This is a genomic window from Micromonospora eburnea (assembly GCF_900090225.1).
GTDB lineage: Bacteria > Actinomycetota > Actinomycetes > Mycobacteriales > Micromonosporaceae > Micromonospora > Micromonospora eburnea.
Genome location: NZ_FMHY01000002.1, coordinates 6,534,593 through 6,558,202, shown reverse-complemented (window position 1 = coordinate 6,558,202; position 23,610 = coordinate 6,534,593). Strand labels below are relative to the sequence as shown.

Annotated in this window: 21 protein-coding genes and 1 pseudogene; 12 read left to right on the top strand and 10 right to left on the bottom strand. The window is 72.8% G+C overall.

Annotation, left to right across the window (positions count from 1 at the left end; genetic code table 11):
• Positions 1-30: 30 nt before the first annotated feature.
• The 3 genes from GA0070604_RS28585 to GA0070604_RS28575 all read right to left on the bottom strand — a co-directional run bounded on the left by GA0070604_RS28585 (position 31) and on the right by GA0070604_RS28575 (position 5,212).
• The gene (locus GA0070604_RS28585) at positions 31-2,790 is read right to left on the bottom strand and encodes an endonuclease (RefSeq protein WP_377593087.1); all 2,760 of its coding nucleotides are present in this window, start codon (positions 2,788-2,790) and stop codon (positions 31-33) included.
• 94 nt (positions 2,791-2,884) lie between these two features.
• Positions 2,885-3,901, bottom strand: coding sequence for a GNAT family N-acetyltransferase (locus GA0070604_RS28580; protein ID WP_091125448.1), 1,017 nt, complete (start codon positions 3,899-3,901; stop codon positions 2,885-2,887).
• A gap of 72 nt (positions 3,902-3,973) precedes the next feature.
• Positions 3,974-5,212 (bottom strand): lytic transglycosylase domain-containing protein, encoded by a 1,239-nt coding sequence (locus GA0070604_RS28575; protein ID WP_377593218.1) that lies wholly within the window; start codon positions 5,210-5,212, stop codon positions 3,974-3,976.
• A gap of 56 nt (positions 5,213-5,268) precedes the next feature.
• On the opposite strand from GA0070604_RS28575, the gene GA0070604_RS28570 reads away from it, so the two are divergent.
• The 4 genes and pseudogenes from GA0070604_RS28570 to GA0070604_RS28555 all read left to right on the top strand — a co-directional run bounded on the left by GA0070604_RS28570 (position 5,269) and on the right by GA0070604_RS28555 (position 7,501).
• Positions 5,269-5,487, top strand: coding sequence for an FmdB family zinc ribbon protein (locus GA0070604_RS28570; protein ID WP_091125441.1), 219 nt, complete (start codon positions 5,269-5,271; stop codon positions 5,485-5,487).
• 58 nt (positions 5,488-5,545) lie between these two features.
• Positions 5,546-5,782: pseudogene (locus GA0070604_RS28565) on the top strand (hypothetical protein); the annotation flags it as partial.
• Between the two features lie 216 nt (positions 5,783-5,998).
• Entirely contained in the window at positions 5,999-6,646 is a 648-nt protein-coding gene (locus tag GA0070604_RS28560) for a PadR family transcriptional regulator (RefSeq protein WP_091125437.1), read from the top strand.
• 162 nt (positions 6,647-6,808) lie between these two features.
• On the top strand, positions 6,809-7,501 hold the full coding sequence (locus tag GA0070604_RS28555; RefSeq protein ID WP_244162108.1) for a class I SAM-dependent methyltransferase: 693 nt from the start codon (positions 6,809-6,811) through the stop codon (positions 7,499-7,501).
• Between the two features lie 57 nt (positions 7,502-7,558).
• Here the strand turns inward: GA0070604_RS28555 and GA0070604_RS28550 are convergent, their stop codons facing one another.
• From GA0070604_RS28550 to GA0070604_RS28530, 5 genes are all read right to left on the bottom strand, one after another.
• Positions 7,559-9,214, bottom strand: coding sequence for a glycoside hydrolase family 10-like protein (locus GA0070604_RS28550; protein WP_091125432.1), 1,656 nt, complete (start codon positions 9,212-9,214; stop codon positions 7,559-7,561).
• A gap of 223 nt (positions 9,215-9,437) precedes the next feature.
• Complete coding sequence (locus GA0070604_RS28545; RefSeq protein WP_091125430.1) at positions 9,438-10,598, bottom strand: phospholipase D-like domain-containing protein; 1,161 nt, start codon at positions 10,596-10,598, stop codon at positions 9,438-9,440.
• A 71-nt stretch (positions 10,599-10,669) separates the two neighbouring features.
• The gene (locus GA0070604_RS28540) at positions 10,670-11,395 is read right to left on the bottom strand and encodes a methyltransferase domain-containing protein (RefSeq protein ID WP_091125427.1); all 726 of its coding nucleotides are present in this window, start codon (positions 11,393-11,395) and stop codon (positions 10,670-10,672) included.
• 64 nt (positions 11,396-11,459) lie between these two features.
• A complete protein-coding gene (locus GA0070604_RS28535) occupies positions 11,460-11,777 on the bottom strand; it encodes a hypothetical protein (protein WP_091125424.1) in 318 nt (105 codons plus the stop codon).
• Positions 11,778-11,815: 38 nt separating this feature from the next.
• Positions 11,816-13,453, bottom strand: a complete 1,638-nt coding sequence (locus GA0070604_RS28530; RefSeq protein ID WP_091125420.1) for an ABC-F family ATP-binding cassette domain-containing protein — start codon at positions 13,451-13,453, stop codon at positions 11,816-11,818.
• 88 nt (positions 13,454-13,541) lie between these two features.
• Here GA0070604_RS28530 and GA0070604_RS28525 point away from each other — a divergent pair, with 88 nt between their 5' ends.
• The 3 genes from GA0070604_RS28525 (at position 13,542) to GA0070604_RS28515 (ending at position 15,086) form a co-directional block, all read left to right on the top strand.
• Entirely contained in the window at positions 13,542-14,312 is a 771-nt protein-coding gene (locus tag GA0070604_RS28525) for an ROK family protein (RefSeq protein WP_091125416.1), read from the top strand.
• 92 nt (positions 14,313-14,404) lie between these two features.
• Entirely contained in the window at positions 14,405-14,773 is a 369-nt protein-coding gene (locus GA0070604_RS28520; protein WP_091125413.1) for a tetratricopeptide repeat protein, read from the top strand.
• A 58-nt stretch (positions 14,774-14,831) separates the two neighbouring features.
• Positions 14,832-15,086, top strand: a complete 255-nt coding sequence (locus tag GA0070604_RS28515) for a Smr/MutS family protein (protein ID WP_013736060.1) — start codon at positions 14,832-14,834, stop codon at positions 15,084-15,086.
• Between the two features lie 3 nt (positions 15,087-15,089).
• On the opposite strand, the gene GA0070604_RS28510 is transcribed toward GA0070604_RS28515, so the two are convergent.
• Together GA0070604_RS28510 and GA0070604_RS28505 are read right to left on the bottom strand one after the other, a co-directional pair.
• Positions 15,090-15,596, bottom strand: coding sequence for a GNAT family N-acetyltransferase (locus GA0070604_RS28510; RefSeq protein ID WP_091127475.1), 507 nt, complete (start codon positions 15,594-15,596; stop codon positions 15,090-15,092).
• 95 nt (positions 15,597-15,691) lie between these two features.
• Positions 15,692-18,088: a M28 family peptidase gene (locus tag GA0070604_RS28505; protein WP_091125408.1), complete on the bottom strand. Its 2,397-nt coding sequence runs from the start codon at positions 18,086-18,088 to the stop codon at positions 15,692-15,694.
• 229 nt (positions 18,089-18,317) lie between these two features.
• Between GA0070604_RS28505 and GA0070604_RS28500 the strand changes: the two genes are divergently transcribed.
• From GA0070604_RS28500 to GA0070604_RS28480, 5 genes are all read left to right on the top strand, one after another.
• Positions 18,318-19,523, top strand: a complete 1,206-nt coding sequence (locus GA0070604_RS28500) for a PP2C family protein-serine/threonine phosphatase (protein ID WP_091127474.1) — start codon at positions 18,318-18,320, stop codon at positions 19,521-19,523.
• Positions 19,520-21,172 carry a sensor histidine kinase gene (locus GA0070604_RS28495; protein ID WP_091125404.1) on the top strand — a complete coding sequence of 551 codons (1,653 nt, stop codon included), beginning with the start codon at positions 19,520-19,522 and terminating at the stop codon, positions 21,170-21,172. Before GA0070604_RS28500 ends, GA0070604_RS28495 begins: the two co-directional genes overlap by 4 nt.
• Positions 21,169-21,621, top strand: a complete 453-nt coding sequence (locus tag GA0070604_RS28490) for a response regulator (RefSeq protein WP_091125400.1) — start codon at positions 21,169-21,171, stop codon at positions 21,619-21,621. Before GA0070604_RS28495 ends, GA0070604_RS28490 begins: the two co-directional genes overlap by 4 nt.
• On the top strand, positions 21,614-22,423 hold the full coding sequence (locus GA0070604_RS28485; protein ID WP_091125397.1) for an inositol monophosphatase family protein: 810 nt from the start codon (positions 21,614-21,616) through the stop codon (positions 22,421-22,423). The genes GA0070604_RS28490 and GA0070604_RS28485 overlap by 8 nt, the downstream gene beginning before the upstream one ends.
• A gap of 127 nt (positions 22,424-22,550) precedes the next feature.
• A complete protein-coding gene (locus tag GA0070604_RS28480; RefSeq protein WP_091125394.1) occupies positions 22,551-23,588 on the top strand; it encodes a coiled-coil domain-containing protein in 1,038 nt (345 codons plus the stop codon).
• Positions 23,589-23,610 lie beyond the last annotated feature (22 nt).

The following is a 23,610-nucleotide window of genomic DNA, read 5'->3' as shown; positions in this document are numbered from 1 at the left end:
GGCACCGGGAGGCACCCGGTCGACGAGCCGTCAGTCGTCGTTGCGGATGGTGCCCAGGGCGACCGGGTCGGCGATCCGGAGCCCCGGGCCGCCGCCCGACACGTACAGCTTGAGCTGCACGTCCGGCTCGACCTCCCGGTCACCGTGCACGGTCACCGGGAAGGCGAGCGACGTTCGGCCGGCGGCCAGCGTCCGACAGCCGACGTACGGGTCGTAGTCCCGGCCGGCCCGTGCGGTGGTGCCGTAGGTGCTGGCGCAGATCAGGGTCGGCTCGGAGAGCGGCCGGGACACGGTGACCCTGAACGTCAGGGCGGTGCTGCCCAGGTCGCCCTCGGCCACCGAGGCGTCCGCCACGCTCAGCGACGCGCGGGTGCGGAACCGAGCCACCTGCGGGTCGTGGTCGCTGGCCCCCCGGTCGCCGAGCCCCCTGGTGTCGGTCGGGTAGTCGGCGTTGATGTGCGCCGCGCGGGCCTGCACCAGATCGCCGTGCAGCTTGTCGTTGACGAAGAGGTTGTCCAGGGTCTGGGCCTGACCGTCCGAGGTGTACGAGTAGGCCGCGGCCGGCACCTGCGTCACCAGGTCGTCCCAGAGGTTACGCAGCCCGGCCCGGTACAGCGGCCCGAGCTGGTCGGACGGGGTCGGGTCCGGCCCGGCGGCGATCGGGTCGTCCGGGCGCGGGAAGACGTTCAGGTCACCGCCGTAGACGATCCGGGCGTCGGGGTCGGCGGCCTGGATGGCCCGCACCAGGGCCGCCCCGTACGCCGCCTGCTCCCGCCGCTGCCCGACCCGGGTGTCCGGGCCGGAGGAGTAGTGGTTGCCGACCGCCCAGAGGGTGAAGTGTTCGGCCGAGCCCGGTGTCGCCGCCACGGTGAAGCGGGCCACCTGCGCGGCCCGGCTGTAGACGTTGCCGCCGTCCACCCCGGTGGAACGGTCCACGTCGGCCGGCAGCACCGCGTTGAACGCCTTCGGGTTCCGCACCGCCGCGTTGGACGGCAGCCCGGCCGAGCGGTACGACAGGGTCGGAGCGGCGCCCAGCAGCGGGTCGGTGACGGTCGCCTCGGTCAGCGTCAGCCGATCGGTGCGGTAAAGGAACGCCGAGGAGATGCCCCGGGCGTCCGAGCCGGTCCGGTCGTACGCCGCCGCGTAGGCCGGGCCACCGTTGGCGGCGATGGCCAGCGCCAACTCCTGCACCGTGTCCGGCGCGCCGTCGGCGTTGTCGGTGTTGCCGCAGATCAGTCGGCCGGCGGCCACCGAACAGAGGTCCTGGTCCTCGGCCTCCTGGAGCAGCAGCAGGTCCGGGCTGCGCAGGATGTCGACGATCTGCCGGGCCGCGACGCCGAGCCGGTCACTGTACGCCGCCTCGCTGTCGGGCAGATGGTCGAACGGTGGACTGACCCCGGGGCAGCCCGGGTCGCCGACGAAGTCGCAGCCGTCGAGCGGGTCATCCCGGTAGTCGTAGAGGTTTTCGAGGTTGTAGGTGGCGACCGCGATCTCGTTGGCGTGGTCCGCCGGCTGCGGCGGGTGATTCCCGGCCGGGTCGGCGCCGGCGGTGAGGGTGACCTGCTCCGGTTGCACGCTGTACCTGCCGAACGCGTACGAGACGGCGCCGTAGGCGTCCTCGGTGAGCGTGTCGTAGGTGCGCGCCTCGGGCAGCAGCGCGGTGGCGTCTCCGGTGGTCGCCTTCACCCCGCCCGCGCCGAGCAGGATCCGCTGGCCGTTGCCGTTGTCGAAGAGGGTGCCCGGAATGTCGTCCAGCGGATGCGCGTCCCGGTACACCCGGCGGGCGTACGGGTCGGTCCGCTTCATGATCGGGTCCTCGCGGTCCAGCAGGTAGATCTCCGAGTCGGCGGTGGCGGCGTAGACCCGCCGCGGGGCGGAGACCCCGCTGCCCGAGCGGACCCGCACCCGGGCACCCTCGTGCCGCTCCCAGAACCGCGCGGCGGCGCCCGCGTCGGCCGGCGGCACGGCGACGTCGACCTGTACGGCGGTGTCGACGTCGAGCCCGGAGTCGAGCTTGCGCACCAGCGACGCGTCGGCGAGCTGGGTCTGGCCGAAGTGTTCCCGCACCCGGGCGCGCAGCACCACCTCGTCGCCGACCGTGGGGGTGTAGTCGCCGGCCAGGGTGGTGGACGAGCCCATGGCGACGAAGACGCCGTCCGAGGTGAGCGGATCGCCGTCCTCGGAGCCCTTGCGGCTCTGCAGGTAGAAACCGTGCTGCGGAGCCCCGGCGGAGTTGCGGGTGAGCGACAGCTGGGTGATCACGCCGCGTACGTCGTATCGCGCGGAGCTGGCACCGTCGCCGCTGGGCGGGGCGAGCGGCGACCGGCTGGTGCGGGCGTCCTCGTCGTCACCGGTGCGGCCCTGCACCTCGCCCACCGAGAGCACGGCGACGGCCTGCACGGTGAGGTCGCAGCTCGCGGTGTCGCCGTCGGCGTCCGTCGCGGTCACGGTGACCGCGTACGAGCCGGCCGGAAGGCCCGTCGCGGTCAGCGTCGCGGTGGCCGCGCCGTCCTCCGCGGCGTCCGGGCCGACCTCGGTACGGCTGATCGAGCCGCTCGCCGGTGTCGGGCTGACCGCGGTCACCGTGAGGTCGGCGACGTCGGCGTCGGTGACGGTGACCTGGTGGGTCGCGGTGCCGCCCGCCTCGACGGTCAGCGTGCCGCCGCAGGTCAGCGCGGCGGTGAGCGGGTGGGCGGGCGCGGCGCCGGCGGCGGGGGGCGCGATGCCGACGGCCACCATCGAGGCGGCGGTGGTGGCCGCGAACGCGGCGAGCGTGCGGCGTGGACGCATCAGGCCTCCACGATCGATGGACGGGAACTAACGCACGTTAAGGGTCGGTCCGGTCCGCCGTCCATCCCCCGGGCAGCCGGTCGGTGTCGTTCGGTCATCGGTGGGCGTCGAGGCGGTGGACCAGCTCGGCGACGTCGACGCTGTATTCGCACCACTCCCGGTCGGCGCGGTAGCCCAGCTCCGCGTTGACCTTCAACATCGCCTCGTTGGCCTGCGCGTTCCAGGTCTGCACCTCAACCAGCTCAGGCTCGGCCGAGCGCAGCTCCAGCAGCATCCGCGCCTTGATCGCCCGGTCGATGCCGTACCCGCGATGGTCGCGTACGACGATGGTGTCGTACTGGTCGGCGCGGGTGGGATGCTGCGCCGGCACCACCACCTCGGTCAGCCCGGCCACCTCACCGGTCTGCTCGTGCAGAGCCAGCACGATGTACGGCTTCATGCCCCGCCGGTGCAGCGTGTCCAGGCTGGCCCGCAGCCGCTCCGGGTCGTAGGAGCTGGGGCGCAGCTCGCCGTCGTCGACGTCGCGTACCTCGGCCTTGGCCCGCGCGTACGCCTCGATCAGCTCGTCCGGCGGGCCCCCGGGGCAGAACTCCAGGTGGTATCCGGTGCCGACGCCGGTGGCCATCTCGGCCAGCGCCGGCCAGGCCACCGCGTTGAGGTCGAGCACGCTGCGCATCTCGACGTATTCGCGGGCGAAGCCGAGTGACTCGTAGAACCCGACGGCCGGGGTGTCGCCAACCACCTCCACCCCGATCGACTGGAAGCCCTCGTCCCAGACCCGGCGGGCGGCCACCCGGACCAGCTCGCGGCCGAGGCCGGTGCGTCGGGCCGCCGGGTGCACCAGCACCTCCAGCACCCCGATCCCGCCGAGGAGCAGCACGTTGACGTGCCCCAGAATCGGCCCCGAGGCGTCGTCCGTGGCCCGCTCGGCCCGGGCGATCCAGGAGATCCGTCGCTCACCGGGCATCACCTCGGAGAGGTATTCCCGCAGCGAGCCCTCCCGCCAGGATGGATCCTGGGGCAGGTCGGCCGCCAGAACGGCGTTCAGCGCGTCCAGCAGCGACGTGATCTCGGCGGACGAGGCGTTACGAGGATCCCACTCGCGCACCATCACCCGTCTAGCTTGCCGGCAACGGCTGCCCGGGGGAAGGGTTCAGCGCTCGAATGTGCGCGTCCGGTCACGTCACGTACCGCTCAGTCGCCCGTACTCGTCCGCCTTGTCGAAGACCGCCTGGGCGTACCGGCGTACGTCGTTGTAGGAGAGGATGGCTCCCCACCAGTCGCCGGGAATGGTCAGGTTCCGGCCGTTCTTGCAGAGGTACTGTCCGGCGGCCAGGGCCGCGTCGTTGATGCTGTGGGGATTTTTGGCTCCGTCGTTGTCGGCGTCCGCGCCGATCTCCTGCCAGGTGCTCGGGATGAACTGCATCGGCCCGATCGCCCGGTCGTAGACGGTGTCGCCGTCGAGTTGGCCCCTGTCGGTGTCGAGGATCCGGGAGCGGCCGCCCTGCCCGTCCAGCGGGTCGCCGCGGATCTCCGGCGTGGCGATACCGTCCGGCCGCAGGGTGGCGCCGTTGGCCGACCCGTGCCGGGACTCGACATACCCGATCGCGGCCAGCGTGGTCCAGCTGAGCTGGCAGCTCCGGTGCGTCTCGCGGAGCACCAGCTCGGCGTAGCCGTACGCCTGCGCGGCGACGACCGGGATGTCGGTCCTGCTGCTGACCTGCGCCGCCCATTCGGCCAGCGCGTCGGCCGGGCGGCCGATCGGCCCCACGACCGGCCCGGTCGGCTGCCCGGCGTCCGGCGGTGGCGTCCCGGTCCACAGGTCGGTCGCCCCGGGCACACCGGTGGGGGTCGCTCCGGGCATCGCGCCCTCTGCGGGCACCCCGCCGGCCGGCCCGGTCGCGGTGGCGTCGCCGGCCGAGGATCGTGGCTTGCCGACGACCGCCGGCACCAGTAGTGCGCCGGCCGCCACGGTGGCCGCGACCAGGGCGAGCAGGAAGAGCCCACCGAGGGTGGTCCGCCCGCTGGGGCGGCGGGACCAGGCCCGGGTGGCCCGGGCCGCGCCGACGGTGAGCCGTCGGGGCGACGGCATCCGCCGCCGACCGGCAGTCGAGCCGCCCTCCGCCGGCCCCGCCCCGGCGGTGGCCTCCTTCGGGTCCGCGCTGGCGGTGGCGTCCTTCGGGTCCGCGTCGGCGGCGGGTTCCTTCGGCTCCGGGGCGGTGGTGGCCTTCGTCGGCTTCTCGGCGGAGGCGGGCGGGGTTGGATCCGAAGTGGTCGCGGCCGGCTCGGGGGCGGTCGCGGCACCGCCGGCCGGGGTGGGCTCGGTGGCCGGCCGGGGCACCGGCACCGGTCCGGCGACGCCGTCGGGTGGCACAGCCCGTCGCAGGGGCAGAATCATGGATCGCTCCTCGCCGTCCACCACCCGTCGAGTATCACCCATGTCTGTCGTGGTGTCCGGCCCGGCCGTACGCTTGTGGCATGCCCCGGTACGAGTTCCGCTGCCGCGCCTGCGGCGACACCTTCGAGGTCAACCGGCCGATGGCCGAGGCCGGCCAGCCGGCGTCCTGCCCCCAGGGACACGTCGACACCGTGAAGCTGCTCTCCACCGTCGCGGTCACCGGTCGCGGTGGCACCGGCCCGGGCGGCGCGGCGTCCGCCCCGGCCGGCGGCTGCTGCGGCGGCGCCTGCGGCTGCTGACCTCCGGCGGGCTCCGCTCCCCGGTCGTCCGGCCCTGCCGCAGGTGTTGGTCCTTTTCGAGGCGGCCCGCCCGGTCGAGCGGGGCCGCTGCTCGTTGGACATGCTGATCGGCATGGTGGCGCTGGCCCGGGGCGGCCTGGTTGCCGCGCACGAGCATCTGCTGGTGGCGCTGCGCTCCCGGATGAACCACGGCTACCTGGGCCGGGCCTGCGACACGGTGAACGCGATCGCGGTCCGTTGCGCGCTCGGCGGGGAAGGGGTGACCGCGGCTCGGCTGTTCGGCGCGGCCCAGGCGTCGAGCACCCGGACCTAGCCGTCGACTCGCCGCGTTTCACCAGCCCCGGTTCCCACCGGTTCGGCGCGAGTTGAGCCGGGGGGCACGCGGACGTGCACCCCGGCCGATGACATGCGTCGAAACAGACCAATGCGACGTCCCGGGTTCTTCCCTGGTGGGCGGCGGGGTGCGGCCCATATACTCGTGTGCGAGTAATCGGGCCCGAGGAGGGTGGCGATGGCCAAGCGACGCCGGGTCGGCAACCTGCTGGCCCTCGCCGTGCTCTCGGCGCTCGTGCAGCGACCCATGCATCCGTACGAGATGGCCGCCGTGCTCCGGGAACACGGCAAGGACCAGGACATGCCGATCAAGTGGGGTTCGCTCTACACGGTGGTGGCGAACCTGACCCGGCACGGTCTGCTGGCCGCGGTGGAGAGCGGCCGGCAGGGGCGACGGCCGGAACGGACCGTCTACCGGATCACCGATGCGGGCCGGGAGGAGCTGGCGGACTGGACCCGCGAGCTGGTCGCGGTCCCGGAGCGGGAGCACCCCCGGTTCAAGGCCGGGCTGTCCGTGCTGGGCATCCTCCCGCCCGACGAGGTGACGGAGTTGCTGCGGCAGCGCCTCGACCGGCTGGAGGCCCAGCTCGCCGAGCAGCGCGCCGCGCTGGCGCGGACCGCCCGCGAGGTGCCCCGGATCTTCCTCATCGAGGTCGAGTACGACCTGGCCGTCCAGGCAGCCGAGGCGGACTGGGTGCGCGGTCTGCTCGACGAGCTGACCACCGGCTCGCTGCCCGGCCTGGCCGAGTGGCGGGCCTGGCACGAGACCGGCGCGATGCCGCCCGAGTGGGCGGAGCTGGCGGAGAGGGGGACCGAGCAGCAGTGACGACGGACCCCGGCGGGGTGCGGGAACACCGCCGCCGGGGCCCTGACCTCGAACCGAGACCGCGGGAACGGGCACCCGGCCGCAAGGTGGCAACCGCAACGATAGCTGGGCTCCCGGTCCCGGGACGGTTCGTGCGACCGATCCGAGACCGGAGGAGAGAAAGTGACGACCAAGGACCTGAGGGCGCCCAAGCGCAAGCTGGTGCCCGAGATGGAGGGGGCGACCGCTCGCTGGTACGCCCGCAACCGCGCCTCGGCCAACCAACTGGCCGAGTACCGCCGCCAGGCCGCCCGGCTGGCCGAGGGGTTGCCCGCCGACGCGGCGGTGCTGGAGGTGGCACCCGGCCCGGGCTATCTGGCCATCGAACTGGCCCGGCTCGGGGCGTACCGGGTCACCGGGCTGGACGTCAGCCATACGTTCGTGGAGCTGGCGGGCGAGGCGGCCCGGCGGGCCGGCGTGGCGGTGACCTTCCGCCAGGGTGACGTGCACGAGCTGCCCTTCGGGGCGGACTCGTTCGACCTGGTGGTCTGCCAGGCGGCGTTCAAGAACTTCACCCGCCCGGTGCGGGCGCTGGACGAGATGCACCGGGTGCTCCGCCCGGGCGGCCGGGCCGTGATCCAGGACCTGCGGGCCGACGTCTCCCGGGCGAACATCGAGCGGGAGGTGGCCCGGATGGGCATCCGTGGCCTGGACGCCTTCTGGACCCGGTCGGTGCTGGGGTGGCTGCGCCGTCGGGCGGTCACCGCCGACGTGTTCGCCCGGCTCGCCGCCGAGAGCGCCTTCGGTGGCGCCGAGGTCGAGCCGGAGGGCCTGGTCGGGCTGGAGGTGCGGCTCAGCAAGGCCGGCGCCGCCTGAACGACCGCGGCGCCCGGGGCTCGTGGTGAGCCCCGGGCGCCGCGGCCCGCATCCGGATCAGCGTACGAAGCGCGCCGGGCTGGCCGGGCTCTCGTTCCAGACCCGGTCGAGGGCGGTCACGTAGTAGGTGTACGCCTGCCCGGCCTGGGCGTCGGTGTCCACCCAGGACTGCACGTCGCCGTCGGTGCCGCGCACGTTGGCGACCAGGTGGGACGCGTCGGCGAGGGCACACCCGTCGACCTGGCCGGCGCCGTCGAACCGGTAGATCGCGTACGAGGTGGCGGTGCCGAACGGACCCTTGCCGTTGGCCGGCTGGTGCCAGGTCAGCCGTACGCCGTCGTCCGCCCGGTCGACTCCGGTGATCACCGGGTGCTGGAGCGGCTTGGCCGGGAGCTGGGACATGGCCGGCACCAGCGCCGGGCGGGAGTAGTGCTCGGCGGCGTAGATGTCGGTGGCGCCAAGTCGGTTCTCCCGCACCTGCACCGCGGAGAAGTGCACGTTGCCGAGCACCTCCGGGTAGGACCGGTTGAGCGTCAGGTGGTCCGACAGTTCGCGCGGGTCCATCCAGTCCGCCCCGTACGCCGGGTCACCGCTCTTGTAGTCGGCCTGGCCGATGTAGAGCTGGACGTCGGTGCCACGCACCTGCTCGGCCCACCAGGGCACCAGCCGGCCGTAGTCGGCCGCCGGGTACTGGCCGATGTACCAGTAGAGCTGCGGCACCACGTAGTCGATCCACCCCTCCTTGATCCACTTACGGGTGTCGGCGGAGATGATGTCGTACGACTGCGAGCCGGTGGTGTCCGAGCCGGCCGGGTCGGCCGACTTGTTCCGCCAGATGCCGAACGGGCTGGCCCCGAACTTCACCCACGGCTTGACCGCCTTGATCTTGGCGTTCATCTCCTGCATCAGCAGGTTGATGTTGTCCCGCCGCCAGTCGGCCCGGTCGGTGAAGCCCCGGTTGTACTGGGCGAACGCGGCGTCGTCCGGCACCTGGTAGGTGCCGCTCGGGTACGGGTAGAAGTAGTCGTCGAAGTGCACGCCGTCGACGTCGTACCGGTTGACCGCGTCCATCATCGCGGTCTCGACGAACTCGCGGACCTCCGGGATGCCGGGGTTGTAGTAGAGCCGGCTGCCGGCCACCCCGGCCGGCGGGTACGCGAACACCCAGTCCGGGTGCTGCCGGGCCGGGTGGTTCGGCGCGAGCTTCGCCAGGTCCGCGCCCGCGCCCGGGGCCGGCATCGAGACCCGGTACGGGTTGAACCAGGCGTGGAACTCCAGGTTCCGCTTGTGCGACTCCTCGACGAGGAAGGCCAGCGGGTCCCAGCCCGGGTCCTGGCCGCGTACCCCGGTCAGGTACTCCGACCACGGCTCGTACGGCGACGGCCAGAACGCGTCGGCGGTCGGGCGGACCTGGACCACGACGGCGTTGTGGTTGAGCCGCTGAGCCAGGTCGAGCCAGCCCAGGTATTCGGACTTCTGCTTGGCTACCTGGTCCGGGGCGGTCTGGGACGCCTTGCTGGGCCAGTCGATGTTGGTCACCGATGCGATCCACATGGCCCGGAACTGCCGCTTGGGGGTGGCCGGGTCGATGGCGCAGGTGGTCGAGGATCCGGTGGTGCTGTCGGTGTCCGCGGCGCGCGCGGGGGTGCCGGCGGTGAGTGCGCCGAGCAGCGCCACGGCCAGCCCGGCGGCGCTGAGCCGAGTTGCCTTCATGCGGTGCGGTCCCTTCGTTGGGTCCCGGGGGTGTCGGGTGGCGGCGGACACCCCGGCGCATCCGGCAAGATTCGCCGTGGGACATCCGCCGTAGGTAGGAAACTTTCATCAATCCCCGTGCCGCGCAAGACCTTCGGGTGGATCAATGTGCAGGTGGGGCCGAAAGCCGGAGGGGCGCCCTCCGCGAGAGCGCCCCAGCCCGTCCCTCACCGGCCCCGGCGGATCAGCTCTGCGGTACGCCTGCGGCGCGCAGCGCCCAGAAGTTCGACCGGTACTGGTCGTGGATGGCCGCCGACTGGATCCGCAGCAGTGCCTCGTCGTTCTCCCGCAGCGCCGCGTTGGAGTAGTTGTGGCTGCCGGTCATCACCCACTTGGTGTCCCGCAGGCCGGCGTACGTCCCCTCGATCAACATGTACTTGGAGTGGACGATGTTGGTGCCGCTGATCCGGTAGAGCTTGATCCGGTCGTGCCCGCCGAGGATGCTCCGCACGTCCGAGTCCATCTCGGTGTAGACGACCTCGACCCAGCACTTCCGGTCGGCCAGTTCGCGTAGCTTGCTGGCGATGGCGTTGCGGCTGAAATACCACATCCCGATCCGGATCATGGTGCGCCCGGTCGCGGTGCCGACCGAGGTGTTGCCCTCGCAGGTGACGTTCTCGTCGAGCATGTTGTAGATCGTGTCGGTGCTGGCGCCCGACCCGGCCCGCGGGAAGAAGTACGACTTGGCGTTGCCGCTGGACGTGGTCCGGTAGTAGTCGTTGTTCTTCACCTGCGCCGCCAGGTCGTTGAAGTAGGCGACGTACGCGTTGTAGACGGCGGTGTTCCCGACCAGCGTCACCGCGTTGTTCCAGTACTTCTCCGCGTTGTCGTTGGTCCAGTTCGCGGAACTCTGCACCAGCACGTTCGTCGAGCCGGACGTGTTGGAGAAGAGGAAGAACTTGTTGTGCATGATCGGCGTGTTCAGGTTGCCGATGCAGGCCCGGCCGGTCGTGCAGATGGTGACCCAGGAAGGGTTGGCCCGGCTGGTGCCCAGCTTGTTGACGAGGTCGACGACCGCCGGGTAGCTCCGGGACTCGCTGTCCAGTACGAGCTGGACGTTGACGCCGCGATCGTGCGCGGCGATCAAATCGTTCGACATCCGGGTGAGGGTGAAGTGGTACATCGCGACCCGGATGGTCGAACCCGCGGCGGCGTTCTGGATCAGACCCCGCAGGTGGTCGATGATCGCGTACTGCTGGCTGGCGACGGTGGGATTGTTGAAGACGGCGCCGCTGGTGACGGCGGCGGCGGCCGGCGCGGCGGGGGTCAGGACGGTGGCGGTGAGAGTGGCGGCGAGGGTCGCGGTCAGGGCGACAGCGAGAGCCCGACGAACGGTACGAAACATGGCGCGATCGTAGATCGCCTATGCGTTACTTTGTGGATCGATGTGCATGTACCGTCGGGTACCGGACAGCCTCAGTCGAAGAAGCGGGCCAGGTGGGAGGCGGGTGGCGGCGGGGCGTCAGGGGCGAGCGGGGTGAGGTCGGCGAAGATCGATGCGCCGTCGCAGCCGACGTGCAGTGGATACCAGCGCGGGGTGCCGGGCGGGCGCTGACCGCAGATGCCCTTGACGGTCTGCACGTCCAGCAGCCGTACGTGGGTCGGGTCGGCCACCGCGTTCACGTGCCGCCACCAGGGGCTCATCACGTGCAGCACGCCCCCCGGCCGGAGCACCCGGTGGCACTCGTCGACCAGCGGCAGGAAGTCGATCAGGTGCTCCAGGATGTGCACCGCGAAGAACACGTCCACCGAGTCGTCGGCGAGCGGCAGCGAGCCGGACAGGTCGGCGACCGCGTCCACCCCGGGTGCCGGGTAGATGTCCAGCCCGAGGTTGCCCGGCCACTGCTTGGTCGCCCCGCAGCCCAGGTCCACCACCACCGGTGCCCGGCCGGCGACGGCCACCCGGCACCAGACCCCGAGCACCCCGGCGAGGCGGCCCACCAGGTCCCGGACCAGCCGCAGTTCGCTCGGGTCGGCGACCTCGCCGCTGAGGTGGGCCACACCCCGGTCGAAGCGCACCTCGACGGCCAGCGGACGCAGCCGCTCGTCGTACCGGGCCAGATCGGCCCATGCCTCGGTGAGGAACCCGTCGACCGTACGCAGCCGCTCCGCCGAGGGTGGGGACTGCCCCATCGTGACCATGCGCCACCTCCGGGCCGCGCGATACCCGGATCCCCGCCCGGTATGCCTGCTCCCGGTGATCCGCTCAGCCCGCGATCGTCCGCCGGGCGGTCCGTCCGGTGCCACGCATCCGCTGCCGGGGCGGCGCGGGCGCCTTGGGTCGCTTGAGGTGGTACCGGTGCAGTTCGTTGTTGCCGGGCAGCGACGGGTCCTCGCTCATCGCGACCAGCTCCCATCCCTGGTCACCGGCCCGGTTCAGATGGGCCAGCGCGGTGTCGCCGAACGGCGTGACGTCGACCATCGAGCCGTCCGGGCCGTACCAGCTGAAGACGATCTCCCACCCGGCCTCGGTGGTGGCCGCCTGGCGGCGGCGGACCAGCAGCGCGTACTCCCACTTGAGCATGGGGTCATTGTCACCCGGTGCGACCGGGTCGGCACGGTTCAGTCCTCGGCGATCCGTCCGGCGTCCACCCGCAGCCGTCGGTTGACGCTCACCGCCTCCAGCATCCGCCGGTCGTGGGTCACCAGCAGCAGCGTGCCCTGGTACGTGGCCAGGGCCGACTCCAGCTGCTCGATCGCCGGCAGATCCAGGTGGTTGGTCGGCTCGTCCAGCACCAGCAGATTCACCCCGCGCCCCTGGAGCAGGGCCAGCGCGGCCCGGGTCCGCTCGCCGGGGGAGAGGGTCGCCGCCGGCCGCAGCACGTGGTCGGCGCGCAGGCCGAACTTGGCCAGCAGCGTCCGCACGTCCGCCGGGCTCAGCTCCGGCACGGCGGCGCCGAAGGCGTCCAGCAGGGGCCGGTCGCCGAGGAAGAGCCCCCGGGCCTGGTCGACCTCGCCCACCACCACCCCCGGGCCGAGCGCGGCGTGGCCCTCGTCCAGCGGCAGTCGGCCCAGCAGCGCGGCGAGCAGGGTGGACTTGCCGGAGCCGTTCGCCCCGGTGATCGCCACCCGGTCGCCCCAGTCGATCTGGAGATCCACCGGGCCGAGGGTGAAGCCGCCCCGGCGTACGACGCCGCCCCGCAGCGAGGCCACCACCGCGCCGGCGCGGGGCGCGGCGGCGATCTCCATCCGCAGCTCCCACTCCTTGCGGGGCTCCTCGACCACCTCCAGCCGCTCGATCAGCCGCGCGGTCTGCTTGGCCTTCGCCGCCTGCTTCTCGGTGGACTCGGTCCGGAACTTGCGGCCGATCTTGTCGTTGTCGGTGGCCTTGCGCCGGGCGTTCTTCACGCCCTTCTCCATCCAGGCGCGCTGCATCCGGGCCCGTGCCTCCAGCTCGGCCCGGGTGTCGGCGTACTCCTCGTACTCCTCGCGGGCGTGCCGGCGGGCCACCTCCCGCTCCTCCAGGTAGGCCGCGTAGCCGCCGCCGTAGTGCCGGACCTGTCGCTGGTGCAGGTCCAGCTCCAGCACCCGGGTCACGGTGCGGGTGAGGAACTCACGATCGTGGCTGACCAGCACGGTTCCGGCGCGCAGCCCGGTGACGAACCGTTCCAGCCGGTCCAGCCCGGCCAGGTCAAGATCGTTGGTGGGCTCGTCGAGCAGGAAGACGTCGTACCGGCTGAGCAGCAGCGAGGCCAGCCCGGCCCGGGCCGCCTGCCCGCCGGAGAGCCCGGTCATCGGATGTTCCAGGTCGACGCCCAGGCCCAGCTCGGCGGCCACCTGCTCGGCGCGCTCGTCCAGATCCGCGCCGCCGAGGTCGAGCCAGCGCTCCAGCGCGACGGCGTACGCGTCGTCGGCGCCTGCGGCCCCGGCGGTGAGCGCCTCGGTGGCGGCGTCCAGCGCGGCCTGCGCCGCCGCCACCCCGGTACGCCGGGCCAGGAAGCCCCGAACCGACTCGCCCGGCCGGCGCTCCGGCTCCTGGGGCAGGTAGCCGACGGTGGCGGTGGGCGGGTTCAGAGCCACCGAGCCCTGCTCCCGCGGCTGTAGCCCGGCGAGCGTACGCAGCAGCGTCGACTTGCCGGCGCCGTTCACCCCGACCAGCCCGACCACGTCGCCGGGGGCGACGACCAGGTCCAGGTCGGCGAAGAGCAGCCGGTCACCGTGGCCGGCGGTGAGGTCCTTGGCGATCAATGTGGCGCTCATGAGGCTGTCGAGCCTACCGCTGGGCCGGCCGGCACCGATCTGATTACCGGTGCGCCGGACCCCGGGGTGCTGGGGGACACTCACTGCCGTGGCGACCACTCTGGCGATCGACTGTGGCGGCGGCGGGATCAAGGCCTCGGTGCTGGACGCCGCGGGCACCATGCGCGCCCGGCCGCTGCGGGTGCCCACGCCGTACCCGCTGCCGCCCGCGCTCTTCGTCAAGACGCTGCTGGACCTGGCCGGCAGCCTGCCGGCGGCGGACCGGCTCACGGTCGGGATGCCCGGCATGATCCGGCACGGCGTGGTGGTGGCCACCCCGCACTACGTCACCCGGTCCGGGCCGCGCAGCAGAATCGACCCGGAACTGGTCGCCGAGTGGTCCGGGTACGACGCGCGCAGCGCGCTCGCCGAGGCGTTCGGCATCCCGGCGCTGGTGCTCAACGACGCCGAGGTGCACGGCGCGGGCGTGGTCGCCGGGACGGGGTGCGAGCTGGTGCTGACCCTCGGCACCGGGCTGGGCAGCGCGCTCTTCGACGGCGGGCTGCTCGCCCCGCACCTGGAGTTGTCGCACGCGCCGGTCCGCTGGAACACCACCTACGACACGTACATCGGGGAGCCGGAACGCCGCCGCCTCGGCGATGCGTTCTGGTCCCGGCGGATCCGCCAGGTCGTGGAGGGGCTGCGGCCGGTCTTCCGCTGGGACCGGCTCTATCTGGGCGGGGGCAACTCCCGGCTGATCCGGCCGGAACAGCTGGCCCGGATGGGCGACGACGTGGTGGTCGTCCCGAACACGGCCGGGATCGTCGGCGGGGTCCGGGCCTGGGACCTGGTGGGCGACCGGTACTACCCGACATCCTGAACGCAGGTTCGCCGCGCAGGAACACTCGCGGTCCGGCCGGTGTTGTGCCAGCGTCGGACAAAGGGGCCGGGCGACATGAGGAGGTGGGTCGAGTGGATCTTCTGGCGGAGTACCGGCGGGCGACCATGTTCTTCGAAGCGGGTGACCCGACCGGAGCGGCGCGGCTGCTCGAACCGATCGTCGAGGCGGAGCCCGGCAACTCCTCGGTCCGGCAGCTGCTGGCCCGGGCGTACTTCCAGTCGGCCCAGCTCAGCCGGGCCGAGGAGCAGCTACGCGAGCTGGTCGACCGGGACCCGAGCGACCACTACGCGCACCACGTGCTCGGCCGTACGCTGGAGCGGCTGAACCGGCCGACCGACGCGCTGCGACACCTGCGTATCGCGGCGGCCATGCACTCGACCAACGCCGACTACGCGGCGGCGCTGCGCCGGGTGGAGAGCCGGGTCAACCGCGGTCGCTGACGAACGTGGCGGAGGGCAGCCCGGGCGGGCTGCCCTCCGCCGTCCCTAGGATGGTCTGGTGAAGCTCAAGCTCGATCTCCACGACATCTTCAACAAGGGCCACGACATCGACCGTGCCCTGCGCGGGATCATGGACGAGGCGGTGGCGAAGAAGGCCACCCTCGTGGAGATCATCCCCGGCAAGGGCTCCGGCCAGCTCAAGAAGCGGGTGCTGCGCTTCCTCGACCAGAAGGACGTCAAGCAGCTCTATCACCGGGTCGAGAAGGACTCCAAGAACTTCGGCCGGCTCTTCGTCCACTTCCGCTGGAAGTAGTGATCAGGCGTCCTCGGTGAGGGTGTATCGGCGCAGCCGGACGGGGTCGCCGTCTGGGCCGGTCCAGGTGGCGGTGGCCGTGTGGGTGTGCCGCCAGCCGGTGCGCTCGTAGAGGGTGATGGCGGGGCCTGAACGTGGGTGGTCGACGATCTCCAGGACGAGCGGGAGCCGGCGTCCGGCGGCCCATCGGCGGGCGTGGGCCAGGAGCTGGCCTCCGACGTTGTAGCCACGGGCGCCCGGTGCGACGAACAGGCGGCTGACCTCGGCTGCGGGCATCGACGCGGGGTCGTCCGCGGCGGAACCGACGTCGTGAAGGGCGACATGACCGACGATGGCGCCCTGTGCTGTCTCCGCGACCCACGCGTGCAGTGCGTTGGTCGGCGACAGCCACAGTTCCGGGTCGTCCGGCCAGTTCAGCGGGTAGCGGTCGAGGCGATGCACCTCGGTGAGGACCGCGACGCAGTGTGGCAGGTCAGCGGCGGTCCGGTCGCGGATCCTGAGGTCATTCACGGTCAGATTGTCACTCCGGCCCAGCGCGAGCGTGAGGCGGTCCCCGGCCGGCGCGGTCGAGGACCCGCCGGCCGAGGACCTGCTGCGGTCACAGATCACAGCGAATAGGTGCGCGCCACCGCCAACATCTCGGAGCTGTGCGACCCGACCACACCGACGTCCGCCGGGCGGGGGCGGAAGCCGGGCACCCCGTCCAGGCCGTCGCTGGCGTCCATCGCCCGCAGCTCCACCTTCTCCGCCCGCGTACGCAGGGTGAGGGTCACCTCGACACCCTCCGGTGGCGGGGCGTGGAACACCAGACCGAAGCCCCAGGAACTTCCCGGCTGCACCGGCTTGACCGGCAGCGGCACGCCGGCCGCGCTGGCCGCGGTGACCGTCGCCGAGCCCGGGTCGGGCTCGGAGTCGACGTGCAACGAGAGCACGCGGACCGGCCGCTGCGGGGTCACCCGTACCCGCAGCGTGCGCGAGGTGCCGGCGGTGGTGTCGGAGAGCACCGTGACGGCCGGTGGCGGCAGGGCCACCGCGGGGGCGTCACCGATTTCGAAGACGTCGTCGCCGAGCGCGGGGAAGTAGTGGGAGACGGTCGCCCGGTCGTCGACGTACTGCGCGGTCCACGGTTGCGGATCCTCCTCGTGCGTGATCCACATCGCCTTGCCGGTGTCCGCGTCCAAGCCGTACATCAGGTGGGTGGGCACGGGGTGGGCGGCGTCGAAGCGGTCCACGGCCAGGCCGACCCCGGCGAGCACCACGGCGGCGAGCCCGGCGGCGGCCGCCGGCAGCGCGCCCAGCCGACGGGCCCGCAACGCCAGCAGGCCCCGCTGGCCGCCGGCCTGCGGGTGCAGCAGGTCCACCACCGGCAGCGCGGCCAGCCCGAGCAGGACCGCGAAGAGCGCGGCGACCCCGCCCATCGCCATGCCCAGCGCCGGGAAGAGCAGCACCACGGTGGGCAGCAGGATCACCACGGCCACCGCGCCGGACAGGGTCACCGCGACCACCGGCCACGGGCCGTCCAGCCGGGTGGCCAGCGCCGCCAGGCCGGCGAGCGCGCCGGCCAGCGCGGGCAGCGTGGCCAGGTACGCGCCCCCCGGCACCAGCACCGCGAGGAGTACGCCGAACAACGCCAGCCAGGTCAGCCCGCCGAACGCGAGGGCGGCCGGTCCGACCCGGCGGCGGGTCAGCGCGTACCAGGTGAACAGGATCGCGGCGGCGAGCGCCACCACGGCGAGCCGGTACCAGACCGGCCGGTACGGGTCGAGCAGCTCGGCGTACCCGGGGCGGATCGTGGTGATCGCGGCCCAGAGCAGCCACGCGCCCAACGGGGCGAGCACGATCGGCGCCAGGGTGAGCCCGACGCCGGCGGCCAGCCGGCCGGCGGTGGCCCGGCCGCGACGGCGCAGCAGCCAGCCGAGCAGCCCGACCGCGACCAGGGCGGCCAGGGCCAGCGGCAGGGCCAGCCAGCCGGGATAGCGGACCAGCCCGCCCGGCACCGGGAAGTAGGTGGCGTCGTGGCCGGAGCGCAGGTCACGCAGGTCGCTACGGCCGAACTCGCGGGCCAGGCCGAGCGCGTTGTCGCCGTGCATCTGGAGGCTGCCCCGGTCCATCGCCGCCGGCACGTCCAGCGGGGTGTGGTAGATCGCGCCACCGTCGATGTACGCCGAGTTGAGGCCGACGAAGTCGTGGTCCAGGAAGGCGGTGAAGTCGGTGTCGTTCGGCAGCGCCCGGTAGATCTCCACCGCGAACGAGGTGCCCACCGGGTGCCGGGCGGCCCGGCCGAAGACGTCCACCAGCTTCGCGTTGTTCCGGGACGTCTCGAACATGATCACCGGGCCGGTGCTGCCGCGCGCCTCCAGGTTGAGCACCACCCCGCCGTCCGCGGCCAGCGGGTGGCCGGCGGCGAACCCGGAGGCGCCGCACAGGCACGCCTCCTCCGCGTCGGTGAGCACGAAGACGACGTCGTTGCGCGGGCGCGGACCGGCGGTGAGCGCCCGGGCCACCTCCAGGACGGCGGAGCTGCCGGCCGCGTCGTCGTTGCCGCCCGGCCCGGACTGCACCGAGTCGTAGTGGGCCACCAGGAAGACCCGGCCGGTCGAGTCGGTGCCGGGCAGCCGGGCCACCACGTTGCGGACCCGGGCCAGGGTCGCCCCGCCGGCCGCCCCGCTGAGCTGCCCGGCCTCCGGTGCGACGGTGTCCTGCACCTCGGTCTCCAGGCCGAGCCCGCGCAGCACGCCCACCAGGTGCTCGCGTACCTGGTCGTTGGCGGCGCTGCCGGCGACGTGCGGCCGGGCCGCGATGACCTTGACATGCTGGTACGCCCGCTCGGCGCTGAACTGGTCCGCCGGCGCGTCGGCCGGGCGCGGCGCCGGGGTGGCCAGGTCGACCAGGACACCGGCGCCGACCGCGAGCAGTGCGGCGAGCGCGGCGACCGCGGCGGGCAGCCGGCGGCGCGGCCGGGCCAGCGCCCGGTCGGCGGGGCGGGTCGGGGGTACGCCCACTCAGAACTCCTCGGGGTGGTCGGGGGTGGGCCTCATCCTGCCCTCCCGCCGGCCCGTGGTGAACCTCCCACGGCGCGCCCGCCGCACCGCCTCCGGACGTGTTGTGTGCGAACGTTGTCTGATACAGGATCAGCGGGACACTCGGAAGGAGTCCGACATCACCAGCGAACTCCCGCGTCTCGCGGCGGTGACCCGGCCGCAACCGGGGCCCGGCGGGGTCGGTCCCCCCGTGCCCCGTGCCGCCGCTCCGGGCGGCGCCGGGCACGCCGCCAACCTGCCGCCGGGCGAGCGGCTGCGGGTGCTGCTGGTCGAGGACGACGAGGGCGACGCCTTCCTGGTCGGCGAGCTGCTCGCCGAGACCAACTCGATGATCGATCTGATGGTCGCGACCAGCCTCAGCGAGGCCCGGCAGCGGGTGGCCGGGGTCGACTGCGTCCTGCTCGACCTGGGTCTGCCCGACGCGCAGGGCCTGGACGGGCTGCGCCAGGTGCTGGAGATGTCGAGCGGAGCCGCGGTCTGCGTGCTCACCGGCCGCTCCGACGAGCACCTGGGCGTCGTCGCGCTCGCCGAGGGCGCCCAGGACTACCTGGTCAAGGGGCAGGTCGACGGCGTTCTGCTGACCCGCGCGCTGCGCTACGCGGTGGAACGCAAGCGGGCCGACGAGAACGCCCGCCGGCTGCGCGAGGTGGAGCTGCGCCAGGCCGAGTCCGCCCGCCTGGAACGGGGCCTGCTGCCGCAGCCGCTGATGACCACCGACCGGGTGTCGGTGCACACCTTCTACCGGCCCGGCCGGCACGCCGCCCTGATCGGCGGCGACTTCTTCGACGTGGTGCAGACCCGGCCGGACCGGATCGACCTGATCGTCGGCGACGTCTGCGGGCACGGCGTGGACGAGGCCGCCCTCGGCGTCGAGTTGCGGGTCGCCTGGCGGGCGCTGATCCTGGCTGGGGTGCCGGACGACGAGGTGCTGCCCGCCCTGGAACAGGTGCTGATGAGCGAGCGCCGGCTCCAGGAGATCTTCGCCACGGTGGCGACGACCCGCCTCGACCTGGCGGCCGACCGGGCCACCGTACGACTCGCCGGGCATCCGCCGCCGTTGCTGCTCAGCGGCGGAAAGGTCGCCCCGGTGCCGGCCAGGAGCGGTCTGCTGCTCGGGGTACGACCGCGCCGGCCGGTCGCCTTCGATCTGGAGTTCGACGCCGATGACTGGTCCTTGCTGATGTACACCGACGGTCTCATCGAGGGTCGGGTTGGCCCCGGGGACGAGCGGCTCGACGTGCCGGGGCTCACCGACCTGCTCGCCGACCCCGCCGGTCAGGCGGTGCCGCTGGCCGAGCTGCCGGCGTGGCTGGTCGGCCGGGCCGAGCAGCTGAACGGCGGCCCGCTCGCCGACGACGTCGCCATGTTGCTGGTCAGCCGGGGTGGTGGCCGGTGAACGCGGATCGGCCGGGCTGGACCCTGCGTCGCCGGGTGGGCGCGCTGCTCACCGTGGTCCTGGTGCTGCTGCTCGGGCTGGCCGTGGCCGAGGCGCTGGTCGCGGCGAAGAACCGGCAGGACATCGACGCGGTCATGGTCAGGTCCGGCCCGCTGCGCGTACAGGGCCAGGAGCTGTTGAGCGCGCTGCTCGACCAGGAGACCAGCGTCCGCGGGTACGCGGTGAACGGCGACGGCAAGGACCTGGCTCCGTACGAGGCGGGGCTGACGCGGGAGCGGGATCTCGTCGCGTCGATGCGTGACCTGGCCGGGGACTACCCGGGCGTGCTGCGCGCGCTGACGGTCGTCGAGGAGCGCGCGGCGCAGTGGCGGGCCACGGTCGCCGAGCCGGTGATCACCACGACCGGGCGCAGCGGCCCGACCGCCGGGCAGGCGCTGATCACCGACCAGACCCGGCAGCGGTTCGACGGCGTCCGGGGCGCGGTGGACACTCTCCAGGACGAGATCCAGACCGTCCGGCAGCAGACCGCCGACCGGGTCAACGAGACCAGCAACCTGCTGGTGGTGCTGCTGATCGCGGCGGCCCTGGTGGTGGCGGTGGCCGGCGCGCTTCTGCTGCTCTCGCTGGACCGGATGCTGATCCGGCCGCTGGCCGCCTTGGCGGGCCAGGTACGCGAGGTCGCCGCCGGCGACTACCGGCACCACATCGAGGGGGCGGGTCCGCCGGAGTTCCGCCGGCTGGCCGACGACGTCGACGCCATGCGCCAGAAGATCGCTCAGGAGCTGGACGAGGTCCGCCAGGCGCAGGAGCGTATCGAGTGGGTCAACAGCCAGTTGCAGAAGCAGGCCGAGGAGCTCACCCGGTCCAACCGGGACCTGGAGCAGTTCGCCTACGTCGCCTCGCACGACCTGCAGGAGCCGCTGCGCAAGGTGGCCAGCTTCTGTCAGCTGCTCCAGCGACGGTACGCGGGCCAGCTCGACGAGCGCGCCGACCAGTACATCGCGTTCGCCGTCGACGGCGCGCAGCGGATGCAGCGGCTGATCAACGACCTGCTCGCGTTCTCCCGGATCGGCCGCCTCGCCACCGGCTTCACCGAGGTCGACCTGAACAAGGCGATGGGCGACGTGGCCGCCCAGACCGAGGCCGCCCGCCAGTACGCCGACGCCGAGCTGACCTGGGACGAGCTGCCGGTGATCCGCGGCGAGGAGCCGCTGCTGACCAACCTGCTGGCCAACCTGGTCAGCAACTCGATCAAGTTCCGCCGGCCCGACGTGCCGCCCCGGGTGCACGTGTCGGCCCGGCTGGTCGACGACGAGTGGGAGATCACCTGCCGGGACAACGGCATCGGGATCGAGCCGGAGTTCGTCGATAAGATCTTCGTAATCTTCCAGCGGCTGCACTCCAAGGACGCGTACCCGGGCACCGGCATCGGCCTGGCCATCGTCAAGAAGATCGTGGAATATCACGGTGGCCGGGTCTGGGTGGACACCGGCGCCGACGAGGGCACCGCGGTCCGGTTCACCCTCCCCGCGGCCGGTGCCGTCGACGCGGGGCCCGTCGGCCGGCAGCCGGACCCGGTGTCGGACGGGACGCCCGAGGGGGCGGCCGGGGACGCTGCCACGGATGGCATGAAGGAGACGGTGGGATGACCGTGCCGGCTGACGGCAAGAGCCCGATCGAGGTCCTGCTGGTCGAGGACGACCCGGGCGACGTGCTGATGACCCAGGAGGCGTTCGAGGAGCACAAGGTCCGCAACCGCCTCACCGTGGTCTCGGACGGCGCCGAGGCGCTGGCGTACCTGCGCCGCGAGGGCCAGTACGCGGACGCGGTGACCCCGGACCTGATCCTGCTCGACCTGAACCTGCCCCGCCGGGACGGCCGGGAGGTGCTGGAGGAGATCAAGAAGGACGAGGAGCTCTGCCGCATCCCGGTCGTGGTGCTCACCACCTCTCAGGCCGACGAGGACATTCTGCGCAGCTACCAGCTGCACGCGAACGCCTACGTGACCAAGCCGGTGGACTTCGAGCGCTTCATCTCGGTGGTCCGCCAGATCGACGAGTTCTTCGTCAGCGTGGTCAAGTTGCCGCCGCGTGGCTGACCGGCTGTTGGAGGACGTCGGCGCGGTGCTGCGGGAGACCGCGGCGGAGATCGTGGTGCCGATGTTCCGGCGACTCGATGCCGCCGACATCGCCGAGAAGGCGCCCGGCGAGGTGGTCACCGTCGCCGACCGGCGGTCGGAGGAACTGATCTCCGCCCGGCTGCGGCGGCTGCGCCCCGGTTCGGTGGTGGTCGGTGAGGAGGCGGTCGCCGAGGACCCGGACCTGCTGCGCCATCTGCGTGGCGAAGGCGACGTCTGGTTGGTCGACCCGATCGACGGCACCGCCAACTTCGCCGCCGGGCGGCGTCCGTTCGCCCTGATGGTGGCGCTGTTGACCGATGGCGTGCCGGTGGCCTCCTGGGTGTACGACCCGCTGGCCGGGGCCATGGGCATGTGCCGCGTGGGCGTGGGCACCTGGCTGGAGGGCAAGCCGGTACGCACCACCGGGCCGGCGCCGGAGGTCGGAGCGCTGCGCGGCACCGCGATGACCCGGTTCCTGCCCCCGGCCATCGGGCAGCGCGTGACGGCGGGCGGCGGGCGGATCGGTGAGCTGCTGCCCGGCCAGCACTGCGCCGGCCGGGAATACCTGGACGTGCTCACCGGCGCGCAGCAGTTCGTCCTGTTCTGGCGCACCCTGCCCTGGGACCATGCGCCCGGCGCCCTGCTCGTACGGGAGGCGGGCGGGGTGGCCCGCCGCTTCGACGGGACCGACTACCACCCGGCCGACGATGGCCGGGGCCTGCTGGTCGCGTCCAGCGCGGAGATCTGGGACCAGGTCCGGGCGACGCTGCTGGATGGCTGAGTGACGGGCACCGTGCGCTCACCCTCCGGCACGCTGCGTCGATGACCAGCGTCGATCGAGGTCGGGGACCTGGCGCGGCCCGCGTGGTCCGGTATGGTGACCGGCGGTCGACGGAAGGACGGCTTTCGTGCCCAGGACCAGGCTCACCCGGCGGCGCGTCCGCCGGCCGTTGCTCGCCCTGCTCGCCGCGGTGGCCCTGCTGCTCGGCGCCGGCCTCGTCCCGGCCGGGGTCGCCGTCGCCGCACCGACCCCGAGCGCGCCGGACGAGGGGGGCAGCAAGCAGCTGCGACAGGCCCTCGAAGCGGCGGCGAAGGGCCACATCGAGGCCACCGCCCGGCTCAACAACTCCAAGCGGCGGCAGACCCAGCTGAACGCCCAGCTCACGCAGCTCGAACTGCGCCTGGTCGAGCTGAACTCGCAGGTGGGCGAGGTGGCCGCGCAGTCGTACCGGCTGGGGCGGCTGACCCCGGTGTCGGCGCTGCTGGCCAGCTCCGACCCGGGCTCCTTCGTCCAGCGCGCCGCGGAGCTGGACGTGATGGCCCAGCGGGACGGCAAGCGGCTGCGGGCCCTGAACGAGGCGAAGGCCGAGGCCGCCCAGGCCAAGCTGGCCATCGACGCGGAGGTCCGCGAACAGCAGAAGCAGCTCGCCATCCTGGCGAAGAAGAAGCGGGACGCCGAGATCGCGCTGGCCAAGGTCAGCTCGGGCAGCAGCTCCGGCTTCAGCGGCGGCTCGGCGTCGGCCAAACCGGCGCCGCGCAACGCCGACGGCTCGTGGCCGTCGGAGTCCTGCTCGGTGAAGGATCCCACCACCTCGAACTGCATCACCCCGCGGACCCTGCACATGCTCCAGCAGGCCAAGGCGGCCGGCTACAAGCGGTACGTCTCCTGCTTCCGCAGCGGCGGCGACGGCGAGCACCCGAAGGGGCGGGCCTGTGACTTCTCCGCCGCGTCCGGCGGCTTCGAGAACGTCTCCGCCACCGGTGGCGACAAGGCGTATGGGGACAGCCTCGCCAACTATCTGAAGAACAACGCCAGCAAGCTCGGCGTCATGTACGTGATCTGGTACCGGCAGATCTGGATGCCGAACACCGGCTGGCGGTCGTACAGCGGCGGCGGCAGCCCGGCGGCCGACCACACAAACCATGTTCACGTCTCCATGTATTGATGCCGCTACCGGGTCGGTTGCG

Excerpts from the sequence above, each read along its gene's own strand:
- GA0070604_RS28530 (WP_091125420.1), bottom strand. The coding sequence starts at position 13,453 with ATGAGCGCCACATTGATCGCCAAGGACCTCACCGCCGGCCACGGTGAC.
- GA0070604_RS28580 (WP_091125448.1), bottom strand. The coding sequence starts at position 3,901 with ATGGTGCGCGAGTGGGATCCTCGTAACGCCTCGTCCGCCGAGATCACG.
- GA0070604_RS28545 (WP_091125430.1), bottom strand. The coding sequence starts at position 10,598 with ATGTTTCGTACCGTTCGTCGGGCTCTCGCTGTCGCCCTGACCGCGACC.
- GA0070604_RS28535 (WP_091125424.1), bottom strand. The coding sequence starts at position 11,777 with ATGCTCAAGTGGGAGTACGCGCTGCTGGTCCGCCGCCGCCAGGCGGCC.
- GA0070604_RS28550 (WP_091125432.1), bottom strand. The coding sequence starts at position 9,214 with ATGAAGGCAACTCGGCTCAGCGCCGCCGGGCTGGCCGTGGCGCTGCTC.
- GA0070604_RS28560 (WP_091125437.1), top strand. The coding sequence starts at position 5,999 with ATGGCCAAGCGACGCCGGGTCGGCAACCTGCTGGCCCTCGCCGTGCTC.
- GA0070604_RS28490 (WP_091125400.1), top strand. The coding sequence starts at position 21,169 with ATGACCGTGCCGGCTGACGGCAAGAGCCCGATCGAGGTCCTGCTGGTC.
- GA0070604_RS28570 (WP_091125441.1), top strand. The coding sequence starts at position 5,269 with ATGCCCCGGTACGAGTTCCGCTGCCGCGCCTGCGGCGACACCTTCGAG.
- GA0070604_RS28585 (WP_377593087.1), bottom strand. The coding sequence starts at position 2,790 with ATGCGTCCACGCCGCACGCTCGCCGCGTTCGCGGCCACCACCGCCGCC.
- GA0070604_RS28540 (WP_091125427.1), bottom strand. The coding sequence starts at position 11,395 with ATGGTCACGATGGGGCAGTCCCCACCCTCGGCGGAGCGGCTGCGTACG.